This is a genomic window from Pseudomonas sp. GW821-FHT07B01 (assembly GCF_059419065.1).
The window spans coordinates 95,356-120,171 of the sequence record NZ_JBWKRA010000019.1; the positions used below are offsets into that span (position 1 = coordinate 95,356).

The window sequence follows — 24,816 nt, forward strand, 5'->3', positions numbered from 1 at the left end:
GTCAACCTACAAAAAAGATAACAGGGGTCGTTATGGATCAACCGAACCAGAGTTACAGCCGTGGCTCCCAGGACAAGGCCTTGCTGGCCATGACCATTGGCCAGGCATTCGATCACACCGTTGCGCAGTATCCAGACAGCGAAGCCTTGGTGGTGCGCCACCAGCAGCGGCGCTACACCTGGCGGCAGCTGGCCGAGACAGTTGAGCTGCACGCCCGCGCATTCATCGCCCTGGGCATGCAAACCGGCGACCGCCTGGGGATCTGGGCGCCTAACTGTGCCGAGTGGCTGATCTGCCAGGTGGCGAGCGCCAAGCTCGGGGTGATCCTGGTCAATATCAACCCGGCCTATCGCAGCAGTGAATTGGACTACGTGCTCAAACAATCCGGCTGCCAATGGCTGGTATGCGCCGGTTCGTTCAAAAGCTCCGATTACCACGCCATGCTCCAGGCATTGAAACCCGAGCTGCGCGGCCTCATCAGCCTAGACCCCAGCCCGCCGCCGGAATTCATGCCCTGGTCGCAGTTGGCGGCGCTTGGCGCAGGCGTGCCGCCCGAGCAACTGCAAAGCCGTCAGGCCAGCCTGCATTTCGATCAACCTGTGAATATCCAGTACACCTCCGGCACCACCGGCTTCCCCAAGGGCGCCACCCTCAGTCACCACAACATCCTCAATAACGGTTACATGGTCGGTGAAAGCCTGGGCCTGACGGCAGGGGACCGCCTGGTGATCCCAGTGCCGCTGTACCACTGCTTCGGCATGGTCATGGGCAACCTCGGTTGTATCACTCACGGCACCACCATGATCTACCCCAATGACGGCTTCGACCCGTTGCTGACGCTGAGCGCCGTCGCTGAAGAACAAGCCACCGGCTTATATGGCGTGCCGACCATGTTTATCGCGCTGCTCGATCACCCACGCCGGGCCGAGTTCGAGGTGTCCAGCCTGCGCACCGGGATCATGGCCGGGGCGACATGCCCGATCGAGGTGATGCGTCGGGTCATCCATGAGCTGCACATGGCAGAGGTGCAGATTGCCTATGGCATGACTGAAACCAGCCCGGTGTCGCTGCAGACCGGCGCAGATGACGATATCGAACGGCGTGTCACCACGGTGGGCCGCACCCAACCGCAACTGGAAACCAAGATTGTCGACGAGGCCGGTAACACCGTGGCCCGTGGCGTGATCGGTGAACTGTGCACCCGGGGCTACAGCGTGATGCTGGGTTACTGGAACAACCCTGAAGGCACCCGTGAGGCCATCGACGATGCCGGCTGGATGCACACCGGTGACCTGGCGACCATGGATGAGGAGGGTTACGTGTGCATCGCCGGGCGTAACAAGGACATGATCATTCGTGGGGGGGAGAACGTTTACCCGCGTGAGCTGGAAGAGTTTTTCTTTACTCACCCGGCCGTGGCGGACGTGCAGATCGTTGGCATCCCGGATGAGCGTTATGGCGAAGAGATTGTTGCCTGGATCAAGTTCCATCCCGGTCAGGTGGCCAACGAGCTGGAGTTGTTGAGCTGGTGCAAGGACCGCATCGCCCATTTCAAGACGCCCCGGCATTTCAAATTCGTGGATGAGTTTCCGATGACGGTGACGGGCAAGATCCAGAAATTTCGGATGCGCGAGATTTCCATCCAGGAGCTGCAAGCGCGCTGACAACGTCAAACCCCTGTGGGAGCTGGCTTGCCTGCGATGGCGGCCTGACTGCCGGCCCACATCTACCTGATACCCCGCGAACCTGCTGTGCCACCAAAATAGTGAAACCCCGAAAGCACAAAGGGGACCCGAGGGTCCCCTTTAATTTGTCGTTGCGTGCTCTTTTCTTATTATTGAGGGGCGGCCTGTTGTTGTTTTTGGTAGCCGTGGCCCGTACCGCTTTTTTTGGCGACCCCCATCCGGGGTCAAGAGCAAACGTATTTTTTTGAACGCTGACCTGCTTCTTCGTAAACGATCCAACCAGTGGGTAGCTACCTGAGGTAGTTTTATTTTTCTCTATCCGGTTGCGGGTTGCGGCATGCCGTACCCTGGGAAGCACATCTTCTCCAAAAAAATCTGTTAGCTGCGTCTCTGCCGTGTTGTTTTTGTTATGTCAGAGTCGTTTCGTCTTATTTTTATTAGGTTTGGCGCTTTTTATTCTTGTTATGCCATAGAGATAGCAGAAGGCGTGCCAACTTTTTAAAATCCTTTAAAATCAACGAGTTGGTTTTTTGTCAGTGTTTTCTTTCAGTTTGCACGGCGGATTTTGTTCCCGCGTTACCCGTTATGCTGGGGGGCGGTAACACATTGTCACAGCTGTGCTACTCACCTGCGTTACGCACCTTCGCCACGCGGGAACCCGTAGGCCGTCCCAGCACCTGGCTGATCTGCTGGCCGGCGCCAATCAAGCGTTCCAGGTCGATGCCCGTGTCGATACCCAGGCCGTTGAGCAGGTACAGCACGTCCTCGGTGGCGACGTTACCGCTGGCGCCCTTGGCGTAGGGGCAGCCGCCCAGGCCTGCGATTGAGCTGTCGAACACCGTGATGCCTTCCAGCAGGCTGGCGTAGATGTTAGCGATGGCCTGCCCGTAGGTGTCATGGAAATGCCCGGCCAGCTTGTCCCGTGGCACTTGGGCGCCGACCACTTCGAACAGGCGCCGGGTAGCGCCCGCCGTGCCGGTACCGATGGTGTCGCCCAGGGACACTTCATAGCAGCCCATGGCATACAGCTCGCGGGCGACGGCCGCCACTTGCTCCGGGGCGATCTCGCCTTCATAGGGGCAACCCAGCACACAGGACACATAACCGCGCACGCTGACGCCGTGCTGCTTGGCGGCGGCCATGATCGGTGCGAAGCGCTCCAGGCTTTCGCTGATGGAACAATTGATATTGCGCTGGGAGAACGCCTCGGACGCCGCCGCAAACACCGCGACTTCCTTGACCCCGGCCGCCAGCGCATCCTCGAACCCGCGCAGGTTCGGTGCCAGTGCGCCATAGGTCACGCCGGGCTTGCGCTGGATCTGCGCAAATACCTCGGCTGAACCTGCCATTTGCGGCACCCATTTGGGCGAGACAAAACTACCGACTTCGATATAGCTCAAGCCAGCGGCGCTCAAGGCGTCTACCAATCGGACTTTATCCGCCACGCTGATGGGCTGGGCTTCGTTCTGCAAACCGTCGCGCGGGCCGACTTCAACCAGGCGTACGTGGGAGGGGAGGGACATGGCAGTTACCTTCTGGTCAATGGCCGGCTTGGCTGATGGTCTGCGCCAGGGCCTGGGTGCAACGCTCTTCAGCGGTGTCCAGTTCCAGCTTCATCTGTTCGATATCCAGCAGTTGCTGTTCCAACTGTTCACGGCGTTCGGCGATCTTGGCCAGCATGCTGTTGAGTTGGATCTGGTTGCCGCCGGTGGGGTCGTAGAGTTCGATCAGTTCGCGGCATTCGGCCAGGGAGAAGCCGATGCGCTTGCCACGCAGGATCAGCTTGAGGCTGACCTTGTCCCGCGCCGAGTAAATGCGCTCCTGGCCCCGACGTTCGGGGGCCAGCAGGCCTTGTTCTTCATAGAAACGTATGGCGCGGGTGGTGATGTCGAGCTCGCGGGCGAGGTCGGAGATGCTGTAGGTGGTGCTCATGGCGGTGCTCAAGGAAGTCTTGGCGCTAAGCTAATTGCAGGTTGACGTAAACGTCAAGGCTGCTGGGCTTTCTTTTCCTGGGCCGTCACCTGCTGGCACAACTCGATCATCTGTTCACGCATCCAGCGGTTCGCCGGGTCCTGGTCGGTGCTTTCGTGCCAGTACAAATGGGTTTCCACCGGCGGCACGTTGTTGACCGGCAGATGGAACCAGTGCAGTTCATGACGGCGAGCGAAACGCTCGGGCACGGTCATCACCATGTCCGTCTGTTGCAGCACCTGGGAGGCCATCAGGTAATGCTGGGAACGCAGGGCAATCTTGCGCTGAATGCCCATCTTGCCCAAGGCCAGGTCCACATAGCCCAAACCGTTGCGGCGGCTGGAGATATGGATGTGAGTCAGCGAGAGGTAATCATCCAGCGTGAATTTATCCTTGCCCGCCATCGGGTGGCCTTTGCGCATGGCACACACGTAGCGGTCTTCCATCAGCTTGACGTGACGCACCTGCGGGTCGGTATTGAGCGGCGCATCCACGGCAAAATCCAGGCGCCCGGCGGCCAGTTCCTTGGTGGTCTCGCGGCGTTTGGACAGGAAACTCTCGATCACCACGGTCGGCGCCAGGCGACGCAGGCGCTGGAACAGCAGCGGCAGGATCACGGCCTCGGTCAGGTCGGTCATGCTGATACGGTAGGTCTTGGCCGCCTGCTGCGGGTTGAAGATGCGGCTTTCCTGCACGGACACGCGCAACAACGACAACGCATTGCGCACCGGGCCGATGATGTTCTGCGCCATGGGCGTGGGCACCATGCCTTGGGCGGTGCGCACGAACAGCGGGTCGTTGAAGGTCTCGCGCAACCGTGCCAGGGCGTTGGACACCGCCGGCTGGGTGATACCGACGATCTGGCCGGCGCGGGTCAGGTTGGCTTCGGTGTAGATCGCATCAAAGACGATGAAGAGGTTGAGATCGACCTTGCTCAGATTCATTTCGTTGCGCTCTTATTGTGAGGTGCTCATACGCCGATCATATATCGGTGATGAATGTTAATACACGGCGAGAATAGGCTAGGTAAATTATCAGCGCTGTTCTAGCATCGAATGCATGACCTAAACAACCTCTCAGAGAAGGGAGCTGCTCATGGATTTCGCCTATTCGCCCAAGGTTCAGGAACTGCGTGAACGCGTCACTGCGTTCATGGACGCTTATGTCTACCCAGCCGAACCGGTGTTCGAACGCCAAGTCAGCGAAGGTGATCGCTGGCAGCCCACGGCAATCATGGAAGAGCTCAAGGCCAAGGCGAAGGCCAAGGGCTTGTGGAACCTGTTCCTGCCGGAATCCGAACTGGGCGCCGGCCTGAGCAACCTGGAATACGCACCCTTGGCGGAAATCATGGGCCGCTCGTTGCTCGGCCCGGAGCCATTCAACTGCTCCGCTCCCGACACCGGCAATATGGAAGTGCTGGTGCGCTACGCCAACGAAGAACAGAAACAGCGCTGGCTCGAACCCTTGCTGCGCGGCGAGATTCGTTCCGCCTTTGCCATGACCGAACCGGATGTGGCGTCCTCGGACGCCACCAACATGGCCGCCCGCGCCGAACGCCAGGGCGACGAGTGGGTGATCAACGGCAAGAAGTGGTGGACCTCCGGCGCCTGCGACCCGCGCTGCAAGATCCTGATCTTCATGGGCCTGAGCAACCCCGATGCACCGCGTCACCAGCAGCACTCGATGATCCTGGTGCCGGTTGATACCCCAGGTGTGAAAATCCTGCGGCCGCTCCCGGTATTCGGTTACGACGATGCGCCCCACGGCCATGCCGAAGTGCTGTTCGACAATGTGCGTGTGCCCTATGAAAACGTGTTGCTGGGCGAAGGCCGTGGCTTCGAGATCGCCCAGGGCCGCCTTGGCCCTGGCCGCATTCACCACTGCATGCGTTCGGTCGGCATGGCCGAACGCGCATTGGAGTTGATGTGCAAACGCTCGGTCAGCCGCACTGCCTTCGGCAAGCCTTTGGCGCGGTTGGGCGGCAATATCGACAAGATTGCCGACTCACGCATGGAAATTGACATGGCCCGCCTGCTGACCTTGAAAGCGGCGTACATGATGGACACCGTGGGTAACAAAGTGGCGAAAAGCGAAATCGCCCAGATCAAGGTGGTGGCACCGAATGTGGCCTTGAAGGTCATCGACCGCGCGATCCAGATGCACGGCGGTGCCGGGGTCTCCAATGATTTTCCGCTGGCCTATATGTACGCCATGCAACGCACCCTGCGCCTGGCCGACGGCCCGGACGAAGTGCACCGTGCGGCGATTGGCAAGTTCGAGATTGGCAAATATGTGCCTCGGGAATTGATGCGCGGCGGGCAGTAACACTGATGATCGTTCCCACGCTCTGCGTGGGAGCGCCTCCCGTGACGCTCTGCGTCACCCTTTCAAGAGCGGACGCGGAGCGTCCAGAGCGGCATTCCCACGCGGAGCGTGGGAACGATCTTCAGTACACCCAAACCTCCACTCGCCGATTCTTGATCCGGCCTTCATCCGCAGTATTGGCCGCCACCGGCATCTGCGCGCCAAACCCGCGAATATCCTTGAGCACCACGCCGCTCTTGACCAGCTCTCGGCGCACTGCCATCGCCCGCAACTTCGATAGCAGCGCCGCACGTTGCGGATCATTCTTGGTGTCGCCAAACCCCACCAGCGTCACCTGTTTATTCAGCTTGCCGTGGCTTCTGATATAGGCGACCACCCGCTGCACATCCTGGCGCGCCTTATTGTCGAGGCTGGCGCTGCCCTCGTCGAAGCGAAAATTCACCGTCAGGCGCTGAGCGTCTCGGGCGATGGCCTGGTAATCGTCGGGCATCGACGGGCGCGGCGCCACACCGATCGCTTGCACCTGCTGGGCGATGAAGCCATTGGCAGCCACAATCGCCTGGCCCTTGCTGCCTTGGGAAAACTCCACCAACGCCTTGGCCCATGGGTTGCGGGAAGAGGGCGGCAAGTAGAAGAACAGCCGACGTGACAGCGGGTAATCCTCGGTGGCGATCAGGCTGGTCAGCGGCAACATCGGTTGCGAGTCGCCGTCGACAATCGCCACCGCCTTGGCCTGGCGCACAGAGGGCAGGCCGATAAAACCGATGCCCTGGGGATCCTGGCTCACCGCATCGGAAAGCTGTTCGCTGGATTCAAAGCGCTTGGCCGACGGCGCGAGCGGTTGGCCGCGGCGGCTCAGCACCAGTTCCCGGAAGGTGTCGAAGGTGCCAGATTGATCATCCCGGGCATATAAATGAATGGTCCCGCCTGTACCTCCCAGTGCCTCCCAGGTGCTGACCTCGCCGTTGAAGATTTGCGCCAATTGCTCGGTGTTGAGGCTATTGAGCGGGTTGCGCGGGTTGACGATGATTGCCAGGCCATCAATGGCGATCACATGCTCGGCGCCTGGGGTTTTCAAATCCCCCAGGGGGTCGAGGTCCACCAGCTCGCTGTCTTTGACCGGGCGGGACGCGGCGGCGAGGTCGGCGCGGTTGTTTTTCAGCGCCGCAAAGCCGGTGCTGGAACCGTGGGCCGCCACCTCGATGGTGACCGTCTGGCCTTGGCGTGTCTTGCCAACCACGCGCTGCTCATTCACCCCGGCACCCGGTTCAGCACGCACATCCTGCAAGCCCTGATACTCCATCAAGCCTTTGACCAGCGCCGGGCCGAGTGCCGCGCCGATGGTGTTGGAGCCCTGGATGCGCAGGGCCGGGCCTTGGTCGGGAATGGACAGAGGGGCCGCCACGGCGGGGAGTGCGATTGCAAAACACAGGAACAGAACGCGCAGCATCATGCCGGCACCTTCTCAGCCAAGGGAGTGCCGGGAGATTAAGTCAGTCGGATTGCAGTCATATGACCGACACAATACAAATCAACTGTGGGAGCTGGCTTGCCTGCGAAAGCGTTAGTGCAGCAGCAGGTGCGGTGACTGACACACCGCCTTCGCGGGCAAGCCCGCTCCCACATTCAGATCTTCACCAAGCCAACTGTCAGCTCAGTTCCAACCAGATCGGCGCATGGTCCGACGGTTTCTCCAGCCCACGCAAATCATAGTCCACCCCCGCGTCCTTGACCCGAGGCACCAACCCGGTGGACGCCAAGATCACGTCGATGCGCAGCCCGCGCTTGGGCTCGTCCTCAAAGCCACGGCTGCGGTAATCGAACCAGCTGAAGCGGTCGGTCACGTCCGGGTTGAGGTGGCGGAAGCTGTCCACCAAGCCCCAGTTCTTCAAGCGTGCCATCCACTCGCGTTCTTCCGGCAGGAAGCTGCACTTGCCGGTTTTCAGCCAGCGCTTGGCGTTGTCGGCGCCGATGCCGATGTCGCAGTCCTCTGGGGAAATGTTCACGTCCCCCATCACCACCAGCGCCTGGTCATTGCTGAACTGGCTTTCCAGCAATTGCTGCAAGTCTTCATAGAAGCGCTGCTTGGCTGGGAACTTGGTTGGGTGGTCGCGGCTTTCGCCCTGGGGGAAGTAGCCGTTCATGATGGTCACTGGGTGGCCGTTTTCGTCGGCGAAGGTGCCCCAGATAAACCGGCGCTGGGCGTCTTCTTCATCGCTGGCAAAGCCTTTGTGCACGCTCAACGCTTCTTTGCGCGAAAGCAGGGCCACGCCGTAGTGGCCTTTCTGCCCGTGGTAGTACACGTGATAACCCAGGGCCTGCACTTCGGCCAACGGGAACTGATCATCGTGGACCTTGGTTTCCTGCAAACCGATCACGTCCGGTTGATGCTTTTCAATCAGCGCCGCCAACTGATGAGGGCGAGCACGCAGCCCGTTGATATTGAAGGAGACGATTTTCATGGTCGGCAGTCCAGTCTGGCAAAAGGGCGATGCTAGCCGACAAGTCGGATGGGGGCCAGCGTGGCGGTAGGATGAATGCGCTGCTAATGTCTGGGAACGACTGGAGCTGTGCAGGTTCGTACTCATAAGAACGCCACGTTTGAGTGGCGCCCAGGGAGATTGACTGTTATGCCAGACACTTCGACGGCCACTGCCGAAATCCGCCTGCTCAATAGCGGCTACTCCCGTGAAGCGCGATCCCTGCTGTACCAGGCGTATCGCCATGAGCCGACCTTTGCCTACATCTTCGAAGCCGAGCGGGCGGGCTATGAGCAGCGAGTACGTGCCACCGTGCGCGAACTGGTCAAGCAGCATTTTTTCCAGAAACTCCCGGCCATCGGCCTGTTCGTCAACGACCGGCTGATCGGCATCGCCCTGATTGCACCGCCCCAGCGGCGCCTGGGCATCACCGAAAGCTGGGCCTGGCAAATCCGCATGTGGCTGAGCACCGGCGTGCGCGGTACGCGGCGTTACCTGGAATACCATCATGCCGTCATGGCGTGCCTGCCCAACACGTCTGTGCATGTGCTGCCGTTGCTGGGTATTCACCCGCAGTTCCAGGGCAAGCACCATGGTGAGCAGTTGCTGGAAGCGGTACACAATTGGTGTGCCGACGACCCGCATTCATCCGGCGTGGTGCTCGACACCGGTAACTCCCGTTATCTGGATTTCTACAAGCGCCAGGGCTATGAGGAAATCGGCGAAGTCGCCGTAGGGCCGGTGCGCGAGCATGTGTTTTTCCATCCCAATCCCCAGGCGTTACATCCTGCAACGGCTTGAGACAGAATTATTCAGAAGAATCCGGGTTCATAGTTCCTCTCTCGCTCGTGTAGCATCCGCGCCTATGAAGTTTCCAGGAAGATTTACCAGCGGCTTGATTCTGCTGTTCACAAGCTGCGGCGCATTGGCGCAAAGCGAACTGGACGTGCGGATCAAACCCTCGAACGACGCGCTGAAAGCCAACACCGAAGGCTATATCGGCGGTGTGGGCGATCGTGATGAAGAAGCCTTGCTGCGGTTCAGCCGTGGCGCCGAGGAGCAGGCGCGCAAAGCCGCGCAGGCCCTGGGCTACTATCAGCCGCAGATCAACAGCGATGTGAAGGGCGGCAAGAACCCGCGCCTGACGCTCACCATCGACCCCGGCGAACCGGTGCACTTGCGCGACGTCACCATAAGGGTCGACGGCCAGGCCGCGAGTCTCAAGACCTTTCGCGTGCCCGCCAGCGACGACCTCAAGCCCGGCGCCGTGCTCAATCACGGCTATTACGAAGACGCCAAGCGCCTGATCCAGAACCAGGCCTCGCGCTACGGGTTTTTCAGCGGGCGTTTCACCAGCCAGAAACTTGCCGTAGACCCTCAAGCGGGCGTGGCCGACATCGAACTCATTTACGACAGCGGCCCACGCTACAGCATGGGCAAGGTCAGCTTCACCGGCGACACGCCCTTTGATGAAGAGCTGTTGCAGCGCATGGTGCCGTTCAAGCCCGGCACACCCTATGACTCCGAACTGGTCGCCGAACTCAACCAGAACCTGCAAGCCAGTGGCTTCTTCGAAGGCGTGCGCGTCGACGCCAGCCCCACCGCCGCCACCGATGACGTGATCCCGGTGGCGGTGCAACTGGACACCCGCAAGCCGCGCACCATGGGCCTGGGCCTGGGTTACTCCACCGACGTCGGCCCACGGGGCAAAGCCAACTGGACGCGCCATTGGGTCAACCCCCAGGGCCACAGTTATGGCTGGGAAGCCGAGTTGTCGGCACCGCGGCAGAACGTCGGCTTGTGGTACGACATCCCGCTTGACCCGCCGCTTACCGACAAGTTGCGCTTTGCCGGCGGCTACCAGAATGAAGAGATCGCCAACACTGATACCCTGAGCAAGCTGCTCACCATCGGCCCCGAATGGCACAGCAAGTTGCCCAGTGGCTGGACGCGGGTGATCTCACTCAAGTACCAACGCGAGGAATACCGCCTGGGCAATGACTCGGGCCTGAGTAACCTGCTGATGCCTGGCGTGAGTTATTCCTACCTGCGCAGTGACAACCGCATCGACCCGCACCATGGCTACCGCCTGATGTTCGACACCAAGGTCGCCAAAGAGGGCCTTGGGTCCGACACCAACCTGCTTTACGGCACAGCGACGGTCAAGGGCTTGACCACCTTGTGGGACAACCACCGCTTCCTGGGCCGTGCGCAATTTGGCGGCAGTGCCACCAATGGCTACAAATCCGTGCCTCCTTCCTTGCGCTTCTTCGCCGGTGGTGACCAGAGCGTGCGCGGCTACGAGTACCAGACGCTATCGCCCGAGAACGATCGCGGCGACCGCATCGGCGGCCGCTACATGGTGGCCCTGAGCGCTGAGTATCAATATTCCATCACCGATAAATGGCGTATCGCGACCTTTGTCGACCAGGGCAACTCCTTCAACAACCTGGACTTGCCCAGCCTGAAAACCGGCGTGGGTGTCGGCGTGCGCTGGGTGTCGCCGGTGGGGCCGATTCGCCTCGACCTGGCCCATGCCCTCGAAGATCCGGGCGGCGTTCGCTTGCACTTTTCCATGGGGCCTGAGCTGTGATGCGTGGTTTGAAAATAGCGGGGCTGGCGTTGGTTGCCATCCTCGTCTTGCTGTTGTTGGCGCTGTGGTCAGTGCTTGGCACCCAGGCGGGCAGTCGCTGGGCCTTGGGCCAGGTGCCAGGTTTGAGCGTGGAAAATTTCCAGGGGCGCCTGGGCGGGCAGTGGAGTGCCGATCATTTGCTGTGGCAGCAGGACGGCAGCCGCGTCGAGCTGAATGCACCGACGTTTGACTGGTCCCCCGGCTGCCTGCTTCGCATGACCCTTTGCATCGACCAATTGGATGTGGAGCAGGTCAGCCTGGAATTTGCGCCCAGCACCGACGAAAGCAGCAGCGGGCCGATCCAATTGCCTGAGCTCAAGCTGCCGGTTGCGATCCAGTTGGGCGATGTGCGCATCGGTCGCCTGCTGTTCAACGGCAGCGAAGAACTCAAGGGCCTGCAACTGGCGGCGCATTGGACTGGCGCCGGTATGCAGATCGACTCGGTACATTTACAACGCGACGACCTGGTGCTGGACCTCGCCGGCCTGCTGCAACCCACCGGCGACTGGCCGCTGAACGCCACCGGCAACCTCAGCCTGCCCTACGCCCCAGGCGGTGTTCCCTGGAGCGTTGCGCTCAAGATCGATGGCGACCTGCTCAAGACCCTCAAGCTCGACGCCGACAGCAGCGGCTACATGCCCGCCAAGCTCACTGGCGAGCTGCAACCCCTGGTGGAAAACCTGCCGGCGCAGATGCACATCACCTCCGAATCGTTCAAACCCAGCGCAGACCTGCCTGATACCCTGCAACTCAACCAACTGGACTTGAACGCTAAAGGCGACCTGAGCAATGGCTACCAGTTGCTGGGCAAGGCCGTGCTACCGGCCGAAAACGGCCCGGTGGATTTACTGCTCAAGGGCAAGGTTGACGCCAAGGGCGCACAGATTGCCGGCCTGGACCTGGCGGCCGGCGACAAGCAAAGCCTCAAGCTCAGTGCCAACCTGGACTGGCAACAAGGCTTCAGCGCGGACGCCAAGATCGACTGGCTGGACTTCCCCTGGCATCGCCTCTATCCGGTCATCGACGAACCGCAAGTGGCCTTGCGCACCTTCAACGGTGAAATCTCCTATAAAGACGGCAACTACCTGGGCAATCTCAAGGCCGACCTCGACGGCCCGGCGGGCAAGTTCAATGTGGTCACCCCCTTCAGTGGCGACCTCAAGCAGGTCTTCCTGCCTGAGCTGAAACTGAGTGCCGGCCAGGGCAAGGCCGAAGGCCACCTGAACCTGCAATTTGCCGACGGCATTGCCTGGGACACCGCCCTGGATCTGTCGGCGCTGAACCCTGCCTACTGGGTCGCAGAGTTGCCCGGCACCCTGGCCGGGCCGCTGCGCAGCAAAGGTGAGTTCAAGAACGAACAACTCAAGTTCAACGCTGACCTCGACCTCAAGGGCCGCCTGCGCGGGCAAACCGCTGTGCTGGCGGCCAAGGCCGAAGGCGCCGGCGAACAATGGACCCTCGCCAACCTGGACATCCGCCTGGGCGACAACCGCATCAACGGCAGCGGCAGCCTGCAACAGCGTCTGGCCGGGCAGATCGACATCAAGCTGGCGCGCCTGGCCCAGCTCTGGCCGCAACTGCGTGGGCAAGTCAACGGGCGTGTCGAAGTGGCTGGCACCTTGAAAGCCCCTCAAGGCAAGCTCGACCTCAAGGGTCAGCAACTGGCCTTTGCCGACAACCGTCTGCAAAGCCTCAACCTGGACGCTAACCTCGATAGCGCCCAGCGCGCCAAGCTCGACCTCAAGGCCAACGGCATTCAAAGCGGCGAGACGCAAGTCGGCAACCTCACCGCCAGCGCCCAGGGCGATATCAAGAACCAGAAAGTCCAGCTGGCGCTGACTGGCCCGCTGGTCAAACTGGCCCTGGCCCTGGATGGTAACCTTGACAAAGACAACTGGCGCGGGCGCCTGGCCAGTGGCGACGTGCAAGCCGGTGGCCAAGACTGGCGGCTGCAAGCCCCGGCGAAGATCGAACGCCTGGCCGATGGCAAGCTGACCTTCGGCGCGCACTGCTGGGTCTCCGGCGGCGCCAGCCTGTGTGGTGAAGACCAGCGCCTGATGCCCGAGCCGAAGTTGCGTTACCACCTCAAGCAATTCCCCCTCGACAGCCTCGCGGCGTTCTTGCCCAAAGACTTCGCCTGGCAGGGCAGGCTCAACGCCGATGTGCAACTCGACCTGCCGCAAAGCGGCCCCAAAGGCGTGGTCGCGGTGGACGCCAGTGGCGGCACCCTGCGCGTGCGCGACAAAGGCCAGTGGCTGGATTTCCCCTACGACACCCTGAAACTGGAAACCACCCTCAACCCCAAGCGCATCGACACCCAGCTGAATTTCCGTGGCGGCAAGCTCGGCGAGTTGTTGTTGCAGGCGCAGATCAACCCGTTGCCGAACAACAAGCCGATCACTGGCACGTTCAGCCTCACCGGCCTGGACCTCGCCGTCGCGCGGCCCTTTGTGCCGATGGTGGAAACGCTCAACGGCAAACTCAACGGCAATGGCCGTATCTCCGGCGGCTTGCTCGCGCCCCTGGTCAACGGCAACCTGAACCTTGTGGACGGCGAAGTCTCCGGGCCGGAACTGCCCATCAGCCTCGAGGGCCTGAACCTGCAGGCGCAAATCGCCGGCGAAAGCGTGCAGCTCAACGGCGGCTGGCACAGCGGCAAAGCCGGGCAGGGCAGCCTCAAGGGCCAGATCGACTGGGGCCGCGCCCTGGTGGTCGACCTCAGCCTCAAAGGCTCGCAACTGCCGGTCACCGTGGAGCCCTACGCCAAGCTGGAAGTGGCCCCCGACCTGAAGATCAGCCTCAAGGACGACAAGCTGGCGATTGCCGGTAAAGTCCACATCCCCCGTGGCGACATCACCGTACGCGAACTGCCGCCTTCGACGGTCAAGGTGTCCGACGACACCGTGATCATCGGCAGCCAGACCGAAGAGGGCAAAGCGCCGATGGCCATGGCCATGGATATCGACGTGGAGGTAGGCGAAGACCAGCTCAACTTCGCCGGCTTCGGCCTCACCGCCAAGGTCCAGGGCCACGTGCATATCGGCGACAACATGGACACCCGTGGCGAGCTGTGGCTCAACGACGGCCGCTACCGCGCCTACGGCCAGCGCCTCAACGTGCGCCGTGCACGCCTGTTGTTTGCCGGGCCGCTGGACCAACCGTTCCTGGATATCGAAGCTGTGCGCGTGGTGGTCGAATCGTCCCGCACCGTGACCGCTGGGATTCGCCTGAGCGGCAGCGCCGAACAACCCACCACGCAGATCTTTTCCGAGCCGGCCATGGCCCAGGAAGATGCGTTGTCATACCTGGTGCTGGGCCGTTCGCGCACCAACACCGGCGAAGACAACAACATGCTCGCCGAAGCCGCCCTGGGCCTGGGTTTGATGGGCAGCGCGGGGGTGACCTCGGATATTGCCAACAAGCTGGGGATTCAGGACTTTGATCTGGACACCCAAGGCACTGGCAACAGTACGGCGGTGGTGGCCAGCGGCAAGATCAACGAGAAGCTCAGCCTGCGTTACGGGGTAGGGGTGTTCGAGCCGGCCAATACGATTGCCTTGCGCTATTTGCTGAGCAAGAAGGTGTACCTGGAAGTGGCGACGGGTGTCGCCAGCTCTCTGGATATCTTCTACAAGCGCGATTTCTGACCGGTATCCGGTAAAAATGTGGGCGGGGGCTTGCCCCCGATAGCGGTGGGTCAGCTACAAACAAGTTGACTGACATACTGTTATCGGGGGCAAGCTCCCTACCACATTTGGTTTTCATTTCACTCCAGCCTTCGACCAACTACCAAGCAACCTAATTATTCCATTTGACATTCGCTGCCTAAGCAGTAACATCTCGTCACACATTCACTGCCTAGGCAGTAATAAGGTGACTTTCAATGCCTCACTTCACCCCTGACAACTTTCACAACTGCCACCTCGGGCTGTTGCTGGGCCGCGCCGCGATCCTCAAGGACCGTATCATCGACACCCATATGGAACCCCACGGCATCACCGCCGCGCAGTTCAAGGTGTTGATCATCATGGCCCAGTTCGGCGTCGATACCCCGGCGGAGTTGTGCCGCAACCTGTCCCTGGACAGCGGTTCGATGACGCGCATGCTCGACCGACTGGAGCAAAAAGACCTGCTCAGCCGCAAGCGTTCCGAGCTGGACCGGCGCCAGGTGCAGTTGGTGCTGACCGCCGAGGGCCAGCGCTTGGCGGACATGCTGCCGCACATTGGCGCCAAGGCCCTTAACCAGTTGGCCGGTGTGCTTGAGCCGGGCGAGCTGGAAACCCTGGAGCGGATCCTGAAGAAAATGCTGATCGCTGCGGGTGACCCCATTACGATCCAGCGGGTAGGTAGATCATGAACACTCGCGCACTCAGCCTGGTGCTGGCGGCGATGACGTTGGCCGGTTGCGCCAATTACAGCGGCCTCGACACCCAGGGCCAGCGCCTCGACGCCAATACCTTGCACACCGGTAAATCCCTCAGCGGCGTGACGCTGTCGAGCGCCGCCTGGCCGGCCGCCGACTGGTGGAAAAGCCTGGGCGACCCACAGCTTGACGGCCTGATCCAGGAAGCCCTGCAAAACAGCCCCGACATGCAAGTGGCCGACGCTCGTGCGCATCAGGCCGAAGCCGCCGCCTATGCCGCCAACGCCGCGCGTATGCCGACCGTGGATGCCAGCGCCGGCGTGAGCCGTTCGCGCCTGGCCAAGGACCAGGACCCACGCGGGCAGGGCGATGCCTATTCGACGGTGCGCAACATCGGCGCCAGTTTCAACTACAACTTCGACCTGTGGGGCGGCCAGCGCGCCGCCTGGGAAGCGGCGTTGGGCGAGGCCCGTGCTGCCGAAGTCGACCAGCAGGCCGCGCGCCTAACCCTGGCCGCCAACGTGGCCAAGGCCTACAGCGACCTGGGCCAGGCCCATATCGTGCGTGACTTGGCGGTAGATGACCTCAAGCGTACCCGCCAGATGCTCGACCTGAGCAAGCGCCGCCTGAGTTCCGGTATCGACAGCGAGTACCAGTTCCAGCAGACCGAGAGCCTGGAAGCCAGCTCTCAGTCGCAACTGATTGACGCGGAAAAACAACTGCAAAGCGCCAAGATCGCCCTCGCCGTTTTGCTCGGTAAAGGCCCGGACCGCGGTGACGAGTTGGCGCGCCCAGCGGTGCTCAAACCCAGCGCCGTGGCCGTGCCGGCGGTGTTGCCTGCCGAGTTGCTTGGCCGTCGCCCGGACCTGGTCGCCGCACGTTGGCGCGTAGAGGCCGCGAGCAAGAACATCGATGCCAGCAAGACCCGCTTCTACCCCAACCTCAACCTGAGCGCGAGCGCCGGTGCCGAGTCGTTGCTGGGCGATGCGATGTTCGGTTCGGCCAGCCGCTTCTTCAACATTGCGCCGACGATTTCGCTGCCGATCTTTGACGGCGGCCGTCTGCGTGCTGATCTCGATGCCCGCGACGCCGACTACGACCTGGCCGTGGCCCAGTACAACAAAACCCTGGTGCAAGCCTTGGGCGATATCGGCAACAGCCTGTCCCAACTGCGTGACACCGGGCGGCAGATCCAGGCCCAGCAACATGCCGCCGACATCGCGCAACAGTCCTACGACACCGGGGTGCAACGCTACAGCTCAGGCATCGGTAACTACCTGGATGTGCTCAGCATCGAGCAGCAACTGCTACAGGCCCAGCGTCAGCTGGCCACCCTGAATGCGGCGCAGATCGACCTGTCGATTCAATTGATGCAGGCCCTGGGTGGCGGGTACCACGTCAACAGCGTGGCCGCGACCACCCCAGCTACACGCACGGAATAATTTGAGGTATTTGTCATGGCCACTGCCGACAGCAACAACGCAACCGAACAACCCAAAGACACCAACCCCCGCAAACGCAAAGTGATGCTGATCGGCCTGGCGCTGATCGTCATCCTGAGTGTGGTGGGAGTGTGGGCCTGGTATGAGTTCTACGGGCGCTTCAATGAAAGCACCGACGACGCCTATGTGAACGGCAACGTGGTGGAAATCACCCCGCTGGTCACCGGCACCGTGGTCAGCATTGGCGCCGACGATGGCGACCTGGTGCATGAAGGCCAGGTGCTGATCAACTTCGACCCCAACGACGCCGCCGTCGGCCTGCAGAGTGCCCAGGCCAACCTGGCCCGCACCGTGCGCCAGGTACGCGGCCTGTACAGCAACGTCGATGGCATGAAAGCCCAGGTCAATGCGCAGAAGGCCGATGTACAGACGGCCCAGGACAACTACAACCGCCGCAAGACCCTGGCCCAGGGCGGCGCGATTTCCCAGGAAGAACTGTCCCACGCTCGCGACAGCCTGACCGCTGCCAAGAACGCCTTGACCAACCTTGAGCAACAACTGAAAACCACCAATGCCCTGGTGGATGACACGGTGATTTCGTCCCACCCCGATGTGCAAGCGGCCGCCGCGCAACTGCGCCAGGCGTACCTGACCAATGCCCGCAGCACCTTGATCGCGCCGGTCACCGGCTATGTGGCCAAGCGCACCGTGCAATTGGGCCAGCGCGTCCAACCGGGCACCGCGCTGATGGCGGTGATCCCGCTGGACCAGCTGTGGATCGACGCCAACTTCAAGGAAACCCAACTGCGGGATATGCGCATCGGCCAGCCGGTGGATATCGAGTCGGACATCTACGGCAGCGACGTCAAGTACAGCGGCACCGTCGACAGCCTCGGCGCCGGCACCGGCAGCGCGTTCGCCTTGTTGCCTGCACAGAACGCCACCGGCAACTGGATCAAGATCGTGCAGCGGGTACCGGTGCGCATCCATATCAACGCCGAAGAGCTGGCCAAACACCCGCTGCGCGTGGGCTTGAGCACCGTGGTGAATGTAGACCTGCACGACCAGAGCGGCCCGGTGCTGGCGCAACAAGCGCCGCAAAAAGCCTCGTTCACCACCAACGTGTATGACCGCCAACTGGCCGAAGCCGATGCCATGATCAACCAGTTGATCCATGACAACAGCGTCGCCGCTCCCAAGGCTGCGCAACGCTGATGAGCAATAACGCCTCGTTCACGCCACCCAGCCTGTTGATGGCCACTATTGGCCTGTCGCTGGCGACCTTCATGCAGGTGCTCGACACCACCATCGCCAACGTGGCGTTGCCGACTATCTCCGGCAACCTGGGGGTGAGTTCGGAGCAGGGCACCTGGGTGATCACCTCGTTTGCGGTGAGCAACGCCATCGCCTTGCCGCTCACCGGTTGGCTGAGCCGGCGCTTTGGCGAGGTGAAGCTGTTTTTGTGGGCGACCCTGCTGTTTGTGCTGGCGTCGTTCCTGTGCGGTATTTCCACCTCGATGCCTGAGTTGATCGGCTTTCGGGTTCTGCAAGGTTTGGTGGCAGGGCCGCTGTACCCGATGACCCAGACCTTGCTGATTGCGGTCTACCCACCGGCCAAGCGCGGCATGGCCCTGGCGTTATTGGCGATGGTCACGGTGGTGGCGCCGATTGCAGGTCCCATCCTCGGTGGCTGGATCACCGACAGCTACAGTTGGCCGTGGATCTTTTTCATCAACGTGCCCATCGGTATCTTCGCGGTGATGGTGGTGCGCTCGCAGTTGAAGAAACGCCCGGTGGTCACCAGCTACCAGCCGATGGATTACGTCGGGTTGTTGAGTCTGATCGTCGGGGTGGGGGCCTTGCAGATCATCCTCGACAAGGGCAATGACCTGGACTGGTTCGAGTCCAACTTCATCATCATCGGTGCGGCCATTTCGGTGATTGCCCTGGCGGTGTTCGTGATCTGGGAGATGACCGACAAGCACCCGGTGGTCAACCTGCGGCTGTTCGCACACCGTAATTTCCGGATCGGCACCATCGTGTTGATCCTCGGTTATGCGGGCTTTTTCGGCATCAATCTGATCCTGCCGCAGTGGCTGCAAACCCAGATGGGCTACACGGCCACCTGGGCCGGGCTGGCGGTGGCGCCGATCGGCATTCTACCGGTGCTGATGTCGCCGTTCGTGGGCAAGTACGCGCACAAGTTCGACCTGCGCCTGCTGGCGGGCCTGGCGTTCCTGGCGATTGGCTTGAGCTGCTTCATGCGCGCCGGTTTCACCAACGAAGTGGACTTCACCCATATCGCCATGGTGCAGCTGTTCATGGGCATCGGCGTGGCGCTGTTCTTCATGCCGACCTTGAGCATCCTGATGTCCGACCTGCCGCCGCACCAGATTGCCGACGGCGCGGGGCTTGCGACCTTCCTGCGCACCTTGGGCGGCAGCTTTGCGGCGTCGCTGACCACCTGGATCTGGATCCGCCGGGCCGACCAGCACCATGCCTATATGAGCGAGAACATGACCGTCTACGACTCGACCACCCGCGATGCGTTGCAGGCGCTAGGTGGGGCAGGGCAGAAGGCCTATACCCAACTGGACCAGATCCTCACCAGCCAGGCGTACATGATGTCCACTGTGGATTACTTCACGTTGCTGGGGTGGATGTTCATGGGCTTGATGTTGCTGGTGTGGCTGGCCAAGCCGCCGTTCACGGCGAAGGCCGGGCCTGCGGCTTCGGGGCACTGATTGTAAGGTCAGCGCGGTTCCTGTGGGAGCTGGCTTGTGTGGGAGCTGGCTTGCCTGCGATGCAGACACCTCGGTGTATCAGATGCACCGAGGTGATGCTATCGCAGGCAAGCCAGCTCCCACAGGTTGAACGGTGTTGTGTCAGAGGTTCAGGCGCCAGGCAACGCCAACTGCGGGTTGACGAAGTCAAACGCCGCCAGCTGAAAGCCTTGCTCATCCACCTGCAGCGCCCACCCTTGCTTGTCCCAGTCCCCCAGCACAATGCGCTTGGCCGCTTGGTCGCCGATCTGCAACTTATGGATGGCGGGGCGGTGGGTATGGCCGTGGACCAGGGTGCGCACGCCGAACTGCTGCATCACCCGTGGCACTTCTTCAGGGGTGACATCGACAATGTCGTTGGCCTTCATGCGCACTTGAGCACTGCTCTCACTGCGCAACTTGCGCGCCAGTTTGTGACGCGTGCCCAAGGGCAGGTGGCGCAGGATAAACAGTACAACCGGGTTACGCAGGATGCGCCGCAGCTTCATATAGCCGAGGTCGCGGGTGCAGAGGCTGTCGCCGTGCATCAACAGCACTGGCTCGCCATACAACTGCACGACCGTCGGGTCCTTGAGCAAGGTAGCGCCTGCCGCTTTGCAGAACGCCTTGCCGATCAGGAAATCACGGTTGCCGTGCATGATGAAAATCGGGGTGCCGCTGTCGCTCAGCTCGCGCAGAGCCGCGCAGATGGAACGCTGGAAGGGGGTCATGCCATCGTCGCCAATCCAGGCTTCGAAGAAGTCCCCCAGAATGTACAACGCCTGGGCGCCACGGGCGCGGCCGTGGAGCAGATCCAGAAACGCCCGGGTGATGTCCGGGCGCTCCTCTTCCAGATGCAAATCTGAAATCAGCAATATCACCCAACGATCTCGGCTTTCTCGACGATCACGTCTTCGGCTGGAACGTCCTGGTGACCGGCCTTGGAGGTGGTCGAGACGCCTTTGATCTTGTCGACAACGTCGGTGCCTTCGGTGACTTTACCGAACACCGCGTAGCCCCAACCCTGCACGTTCTTGCCGCTGTGGTTCAGGAAGGCGTTGTCGGCGACGTTGATGAAGAACTGCGCGGAGGCCGAATGCGGCTCCATGGTACGGGCCATGGCGACGGTGTACTTGTCGTTGGAAAGGCCGTTGTCCGCTTCGTTCTGGATGCTTGGACGCTTGTCTTTCTTCTCTTTCATGCCCGGCTCGAAACCGCCGCCCTGGATCATGAAGTTACCGATGACACGGTGGAAAACAGTGTTTTCGTAGTGGCCGGCTTTGACGTATTCGATGAAGTTGGCGACGGTGATCGGCGCTTTCTCGGCGTTCAGCTCGATAACGATGTCACCGTGGTTGGTGGTCAGTTTGACTTGAGTCATGTTCGCTACTCTTTTCAGGGAATTCGTGGGTGTGGGCGCCTGGGCACCTTACCTGTCTGGCTAAACGACGGCCAAGGCGCGCAGTTTAGCGTGCCCTGCGGGAATTTCGAGGTGGTTTTTTACCGCCCGGGCAATTAATTGGCCGCGCTCTGTATGTGTCTTGACTGCTTCGGCTATTATGAGCCCTTTGTTTTATCTGGCCCCACCTGGCCATGCACCTGTCTGTTCAAGGATCCTATGAGCAAGCCCACTGTCGACCCTACCTCGAATACCAAGGCCGGACCTGCCGTCCCGGTCAATTTCCTGCGCCCGATCATCCAGGCGGACCTGGATTCGGGCAAGCACACGCAGATCGTCACCCGTTTCCCGCCAGAGCCCAACGGCTACCTGCACATCGGCCACGCCAAGTCGATCTGTGTGAATTTCGGCCTGGCCCAGGAGTTCGGTGGCGTCACGCACCTGCGTTTCGACGACACCAACCCGGCCAAGGAAGACCAGGAATACATCGACGCCATCGAAAGCGACATCAAGTGGCTGGGCTTCGAATGGTCCGGTGAAGTGCGCTATGCCTCCAAGTATTTCGACCAGTTGTTCGACTGGGCCGTCGAGCTGATCAAGGCCGGCAAGGCCTATGTGGACGACCTGACCCCGGAGCAGGCCAAGGAGTACCGTGGCACGCTGACCGAGCCGGGCAAGAACAGCCCGTTCCGCGACCGTTCGGTGGAAGAGAACCTGGACTGGTTCAACCGTATGCGCGCCGGCGAATTCCCGGACGGCGCCCGCGTGCTGCGCGCCAAGATCGACATGGCCTCGCCGAACATGAACCTGCGCGACCCGATCATGTACCGCATCCGCCATGCCCATCACCACCAGACCGGTGACAAGTGGTGCATCTACCCCAACTACGACTTCACCCACGGTCAGTCGGACGCCATCGAAGGCATCACCCACTCCATCTGCACCCTGGAATTCGAAAGCCATCGCCCGCTGTACGAATGGTTCCTGGACAGCCTGCCGGTACCGGCGCACCCACGTCAGTACGAGTTCAGCCGTCTGAACCTGAACTACACCATCACCAGCAAGCGCAAGCTCAAGCAACTGGTCGATGAAAAACACGTGCATGGCTGGGACGACCCGCGCATGTCCACGCTGTCGGGCTTCCGTCGCCGTGGCTACACCCCGGCGTCGATCCGCAACTTCTGCGATATGGTCGGCACCAACCGCTCCGACGGCGTGGTCGATTTCGGCATGCTGGAATTCAGCATCCGTCAGGACCTCGACGCCAACGCCCCGCGCGCCATGTGCGTGCTGCGGCCGTTGAAAGTCGTGATCACCAACTACCCGGAAGGCCAGGTCGAGAACCTCGAACTGCCACGTCACCCGCAGAAAGAAGAGCTGGGCGTGCGCAAGTTGCCGTTCGCCCGCGAGATCTACATCGACCGTGACGACTTCATGGAAGAGCCGCCAAAAGGCTACAAGCGCCTGGAGCCGAACGGCGAAGTGCGCCTGCGCGGCAGTTACGTGATCCGTGCGGACGAAGCGATCAAGGACGCCGACGGCAACATCGTCGAGCTGCGCTGCTCGTACGATCCGGACACCCTGGGCAAGAACCCTGAAGGCCGCAAGGTCAAGGGTGTGGTCCACTGGGTACCGGCCGCTGCCAGCATCGAATGCGAAGTGCGCCTGTACGATCGTCTGTTCCGCTCGCCAAACCCTGAGAAGGCTGAAGACAGCGCGAGTTTCCTCGACAACATCAACCCTGATTCCCTGCAAGTACTCACTGGTTGTCGTGCCGAGCCATCGCTTGGCGACGCACAGCCGGAAGACCGTTTCCAGTTCGAGCGCGAAGGCTACTTCTGCGCGGATATCAAGGACTCGAAACCAGGCGCTCCGGTATTCAACCGTACCGTGACCTTGCGAGATTCGTGGGGCCAGTGATTTAAGGGAAACATCGTGCTAACGATCTACAACACGCTCAGCAAGACCAAAGAAGTCTTCAAGCCGCTGGACGGCAACAAGGTGCGCATGTACGTGTGCGGCATGACCGTGTACGACTACTGCCACATCGGCCACGGCCGCAGCATGGTTGCCTTCGACCTAGTGACCCGCTGGTTGCGTTTCAGCGGCTATGACTTGACGTACGTGCGCAACATCACCGACATCGACGACAAGATCATCAACCGTGCCAACGAAAACGGCGAGTCGTTCGACGCGCTGACCGAGCGCATGATCGCCGCCATGCACGAGGACGAGGCGCGCCTCAACATCCTCAAGCCGGACATGGAACCGCGTGCCACGGACCACATCCCTGGCATGCACGCGATGATCCAGACCCTGATCGACAAGGGCTACGCCTACGCCCCAGGCAACGGCGACGTGTACTACCGCGTCGCCAAGTTCATGGGCTACGGCAAGCTGTCGCGCAAAAAGATCGAAGACCTGCGCATCGGCGCGCGGATCGAAGTCGACGAAGCCAAGCAGGACCCGCTCGACTTCGTACTGTGGAAAGGTACAAAGCCCGGCGAGCCAAGCTGGGAGTCGCCGTGGGGCGCCGGGCGTCCGGGCTGGCACATCGAATGCTCGGTGATGTCCACCTGCTGCCTGGGCGAGACCTTCGACATTCATGGCGGCGGCAGCGACCTTGAGTTCCCGCACCACGAAAACGAAATCGCCCAGAGCGAAGCCGCCACCGGCAAGACCTACGCCAACGCCTGGATGCACTGCGGCATGATCCGCATCAATGGCGAGAAGATGTCCAAGTCCTTGAACAACTTCTTCACCATCCGCGACGTGCTGGAAAAGTACCACCCGGAAGTGGTGCGTTACCTGTTGGTGTCGAGCCACTACCGCAGCGCCATCAACTACTCGGAAGACAACCTCAAGGACGCCAAGGGCGCCCTGGAGCGTTTCTACCACGCGTTGAAAGGTTTGCCATCGGTTGCGCCTGCTGGTGGCGAAGCGTTCGTGGCACGCTTTACCGAAGTCATGAACGACGACTTTGGTACGCCGGAAGCCTGCGCCGTGCTGTTCGAGATGGTGCGTGAGATCAACCGCTTGCGCGAGACCGATATCGACGCAGCGGCGGGCCTGGCGGCGCGCCTGAAAGAACTGGCCAGCGTGCTGGGCGTGTTGCAGATGGAGGCCGATGACTTCCTGCAAGCGGGTGCCGAAGGGCGTGTGGATGCCGCTGAGGTAGATGCACTGATCCAGGCGCGTCTGGCGGCTCGCACCAATAAAGACTGGGCGGAATCCGACCGTATCCGCGACCAACTGACCGCGATGGGTGTGGTGTTGGAAGACGGCAAGGGTGGGACGACGTGGCGGTTGGCTGACTGACCGTTGATAGCTGCACGCTGAATGAAAAACGCCCCGACTGGTTCGGGGCGTTTTTTTGCACTCTCGTTCCCACGCTCTGCGTGGGAATGCATACCGAGACGCTCCGCGTCGCCCGCTCGCCCGAGTGGGCGGACGCGGAGCGTCCTGGGCGGCGTTACCACGCAGAGCGTGGGAACGATCTGCGGGCTGCTGACTTCGGCGGGGACGTCATCACCGGCCATGCGTTTGCGGAACGGTTAGTTGGATCGTTCCCAAACCGCTTTACTGATCGACCGGGCGCTTCCCGGTGTGGCGCGTAGCGGGATGATGCTAAGTTGGCGCAATTGGTGGCGCGTATCCGATCTTTTGCCTGACACCAAACCAAATGTGGGAGCTGGCTTGCCTGCGATAGCGGTTTATCAGTCACAGCATCATTGACTGAAATTCCGCTATCGCAGGC

At 61.3% G+C, this 24,816-nt stretch carries 18 protein-coding genes; 11 read left to right on the forward strand and 7 right to left on the reverse strand.

Features of this window, described 5'->3' with window-relative positions; genetic code table 11:
* The first annotated feature begins 32 nt into the window (after positions 1–32).
* Entirely contained in the window at positions 33–1,664 is a 1,632-nt protein-coding gene (locus AC07S6_RS20165) for an AMP-binding protein (RefSeq protein WP_089042233.1), read from the forward strand.
* Between the two features lie 641 nt (positions 1,665–2,305).
* Here AC07S6_RS20165 and AC07S6_RS20170 read toward each other — a convergent pair.
* Genes AC07S6_RS20170 through AC07S6_RS20180 form a run of 3 tightly spaced genes read right to left on the reverse strand, consistent with a single transcriptional unit; the run spans position 2,306 to position 4,600 of the window.
* Positions 2,306–3,208, reverse strand: a complete 903-nt coding sequence (locus AC07S6_RS20170) for a hydroxymethylglutaryl-CoA lyase (RefSeq protein WP_014718953.1) — start codon at positions 3,206–3,208, stop codon at positions 2,306–2,308.
* Positions 3,209–3,224: 16 nt separating this feature from the next.
* Complete coding sequence (locus AC07S6_RS20175) at positions 3,225–3,617, reverse strand: MerR family transcriptional regulator (RefSeq protein WP_003192195.1); 393 nt, start codon at positions 3,615–3,617, stop codon at positions 3,225–3,227.
* Between the two features lie 53 nt (positions 3,618–3,670).
* Positions 3,671–4,600, reverse strand: a complete 930-nt coding sequence (locus AC07S6_RS20180; protein ID WP_014718952.1) for a LysR family transcriptional regulator — start codon at positions 4,598–4,600, stop codon at positions 3,671–3,673.
* Between the two features lie 151 nt (positions 4,601–4,751).
* Between AC07S6_RS20180 and AC07S6_RS20185 the strand changes: the two genes are divergently transcribed.
* A complete protein-coding gene (locus AC07S6_RS20185) occupies positions 4,752–5,981 on the forward strand; it encodes an acyl-CoA dehydrogenase (RefSeq protein ID WP_495112883.1) in 1,230 nt (409 codons plus the stop codon).
* A 121-nt stretch (positions 5,982–6,102) separates the two neighbouring features.
* Here AC07S6_RS20185 and AC07S6_RS20190 read toward each other — a convergent pair whose 3' ends face one another.
* On the reverse strand, positions 6,103–7,434 hold the full coding sequence (locus AC07S6_RS20190) for a substrate-binding domain-containing protein (RefSeq protein ID WP_495112884.1): 1,332 nt from the start codon (positions 7,432–7,434) through the stop codon (positions 6,103–6,105).
* A 196-nt stretch (positions 7,435–7,630) separates the two neighbouring features.
* A complete protein-coding gene (gene xthA, locus AC07S6_RS20195) occupies positions 7,631–8,443 on the reverse strand; it encodes an exodeoxyribonuclease III (RefSeq protein WP_034127912.1) in 813 nt (270 codons plus the stop codon).
* Between the two features lie 168 nt (positions 8,444–8,611).
* Here xthA and AC07S6_RS20200 point away from each other — a divergent pair, with 168 nt between their 5' ends.
* From AC07S6_RS20200 to AC07S6_RS20230, 7 genes are all read left to right on the forward strand, one after another.
* Positions 8,612–9,262 carry a GNAT family N-acetyltransferase gene (locus AC07S6_RS20200; RefSeq protein ID WP_034127911.1) on the forward strand — a complete coding sequence of 217 codons (651 nt, stop codon included), beginning with the start codon at positions 8,612–8,614 and terminating at the stop codon, positions 9,260–9,262.
* 64 nt (positions 9,263–9,326) lie between these two features.
* Positions 9,327–11,054, forward strand: coding sequence for an autotransporter assembly complex protein TamA (locus tag AC07S6_RS20205; protein ID WP_495112885.1), 1,728 nt, complete (start codon positions 9,327–9,329; stop codon positions 11,052–11,054).
* The gene (locus AC07S6_RS20210; RefSeq protein ID WP_495112886.1) at positions 11,054–14,740 is read left to right on the forward strand and encodes a translocation/assembly module TamB domain-containing protein; all 3,687 of its coding nucleotides are present in this window, start codon (positions 11,054–11,056) and stop codon (positions 14,738–14,740) included. Before AC07S6_RS20205 ends, AC07S6_RS20210 begins: the two co-directional genes overlap by 1 nt.
* Before the next feature lie 236 nt (positions 14,741–14,976).
* Entirely contained in the window at positions 14,977–15,450 is a 474-nt protein-coding gene (locus AC07S6_RS20215; protein WP_014718945.1) for a MarR family winged helix-turn-helix transcriptional regulator, read from the forward strand.
* A complete protein-coding gene (locus AC07S6_RS20220) occupies positions 15,447–16,898 on the forward strand; it encodes an efflux transporter outer membrane subunit (RefSeq protein ID WP_236279484.1) in 1,452 nt (483 codons plus the stop codon). The genes AC07S6_RS20215 and AC07S6_RS20220 overlap by 4 nt, the downstream gene beginning before the upstream one ends.
* A 15-nt stretch (positions 16,899–16,913) precedes the next feature.
* Positions 16,914–18,113, forward strand: coding sequence for an HlyD family secretion protein (locus tag AC07S6_RS20225; protein WP_034127907.1), 1,200 nt, complete (start codon positions 16,914–16,916; stop codon positions 18,111–18,113).
* Positions 18,113–19,642, forward strand: coding sequence for a DHA2 family efflux MFS transporter permease subunit (locus AC07S6_RS20230; RefSeq protein ID WP_020302329.1), 1,530 nt, complete (start codon positions 18,113–18,115; stop codon positions 19,640–19,642). The genes AC07S6_RS20225 and AC07S6_RS20230 overlap by 1 nt, the downstream gene beginning before the upstream one ends.
* A gap of 149 nt (positions 19,643–19,791) precedes the next feature.
* Here AC07S6_RS20230 and lpxH read toward each other — a convergent pair whose 3' ends face one another.
* Together lpxH and AC07S6_RS20240 are read right to left on the reverse strand one after the other, a co-directional pair.
* Entirely contained in the window at positions 19,792–20,541 is a 750-nt protein-coding gene (gene lpxH, locus AC07S6_RS20235; protein ID WP_014718941.1) for a UDP-2,3-diacylglucosamine diphosphatase, read from the reverse strand.
* Complete coding sequence (locus AC07S6_RS20240; RefSeq protein WP_003174772.1) at positions 20,538–21,041, reverse strand: peptidylprolyl isomerase; 504 nt, start codon at positions 21,039–21,041, stop codon at positions 20,538–20,540. The genes lpxH and AC07S6_RS20240 overlap by 4 nt, the downstream gene beginning before the upstream one ends.
* Before the next feature lie 237 nt (positions 21,042–21,278).
* Here AC07S6_RS20240 and AC07S6_RS20245 point away from each other — a divergent pair, with 237 nt between their 5' ends.
* Complete coding sequence (locus tag AC07S6_RS20245; protein ID WP_003192174.1) at positions 21,279–22,979, forward strand: glutamine--tRNA ligase/YqeY domain fusion protein; 1,701 nt, start codon at positions 21,279–21,281, stop codon at positions 22,977–22,979.
* A gap of 15 nt (positions 22,980–22,994) precedes the next feature.
* Positions 22,995–24,377 (forward strand): cysteine--tRNA ligase, encoded by a 1,383-nt coding sequence (cysS, locus tag AC07S6_RS20250; protein WP_105227185.1) that lies wholly within the window; start codon positions 22,995–22,997, stop codon positions 24,375–24,377.
* The last annotated feature ends 439 nt before the right edge of the window (positions 24,378–24,816 follow it).

Coding starts and splice junctions, on each gene's coding strand:
- AC07S6_RS20165 (WP_089042233.1), top strand. CDS start 33: ATGGATCAACCGAACCAGAGTTACAGCCGTGGCTCCCAGGACAAGGCC.
- AC07S6_RS20170 (WP_014718953.1), bottom strand. CDS start 3,208: ATGTCCCTCCCCTCCCACGTACGCCTGGTTGAAGTCGGCCCGCGCGAC.
- AC07S6_RS20175 (WP_003192195.1), bottom strand. CDS start 3,617: ATGAGCACCACCTACAGCATCTCCGACCTCGCCCGCGAGCTCGACATC.
- AC07S6_RS20180 (WP_014718952.1), bottom strand. CDS start 4,600: ATGAATCTGAGCAAGGTCGATCTCAACCTCTTCATCGTCTTTGATGCG.
- AC07S6_RS20185 (WP_495112883.1), top strand. CDS start 4,752: ATGGATTTCGCCTATTCGCCCAAGGTTCAGGAACTGCGTGAACGCGTC.
- AC07S6_RS20190 (WP_495112884.1), bottom strand. CDS start 7,434: ATGATGCTGCGCGTTCTGTTCCTGTGTTTTGCAATCGCACTCCCCGCC.
- xthA (WP_034127912.1), bottom strand. CDS start 8,443: ATGAAAATCGTCTCCTTCAATATCAACGGGCTGCGTGCTCGCCCTCAT.
- AC07S6_RS20200 (WP_034127911.1), top strand. CDS start 8,612: ATGCCAGACACTTCGACGGCCACTGCCGAAATCCGCCTGCTCAATAGC.
- AC07S6_RS20205 (WP_495112885.1), top strand. CDS start 9,327: ATGAAGTTTCCAGGAAGATTTACCAGCGGCTTGATTCTGCTGTTCACA.
- AC07S6_RS20210 (WP_495112886.1), top strand. CDS start 11,054: ATGCGTGGTTTGAAAATAGCGGGGCTGGCGTTGGTTGCCATCCTCGTC.
- AC07S6_RS20215 (WP_014718945.1), top strand. CDS start 14,977: ATGCCTCACTTCACCCCTGACAACTTTCACAACTGCCACCTCGGGCTG.
- AC07S6_RS20220 (WP_236279484.1), top strand. CDS start 15,447: ATGAACACTCGCGCACTCAGCCTGGTGCTGGCGGCGATGACGTTGGCC.
- AC07S6_RS20225 (WP_034127907.1), top strand. CDS start 16,914: ATGGCCACTGCCGACAGCAACAACGCAACCGAACAACCCAAAGACACC.
- AC07S6_RS20230 (WP_020302329.1), top strand. CDS start 18,113: ATGAGCAATAACGCCTCGTTCACGCCACCCAGCCTGTTGATGGCCACT.
- AC07S6_RS20240 (WP_003174772.1), bottom strand. CDS start 21,041: ATGACTCAAGTCAAACTGACCACCAACCACGGTGACATCGTTATCGAG.
- AC07S6_RS20245 (WP_003192174.1), top strand. CDS start 21,279: ATGAGCAAGCCCACTGTCGACCCTACCTCGAATACCAAGGCCGGACCT.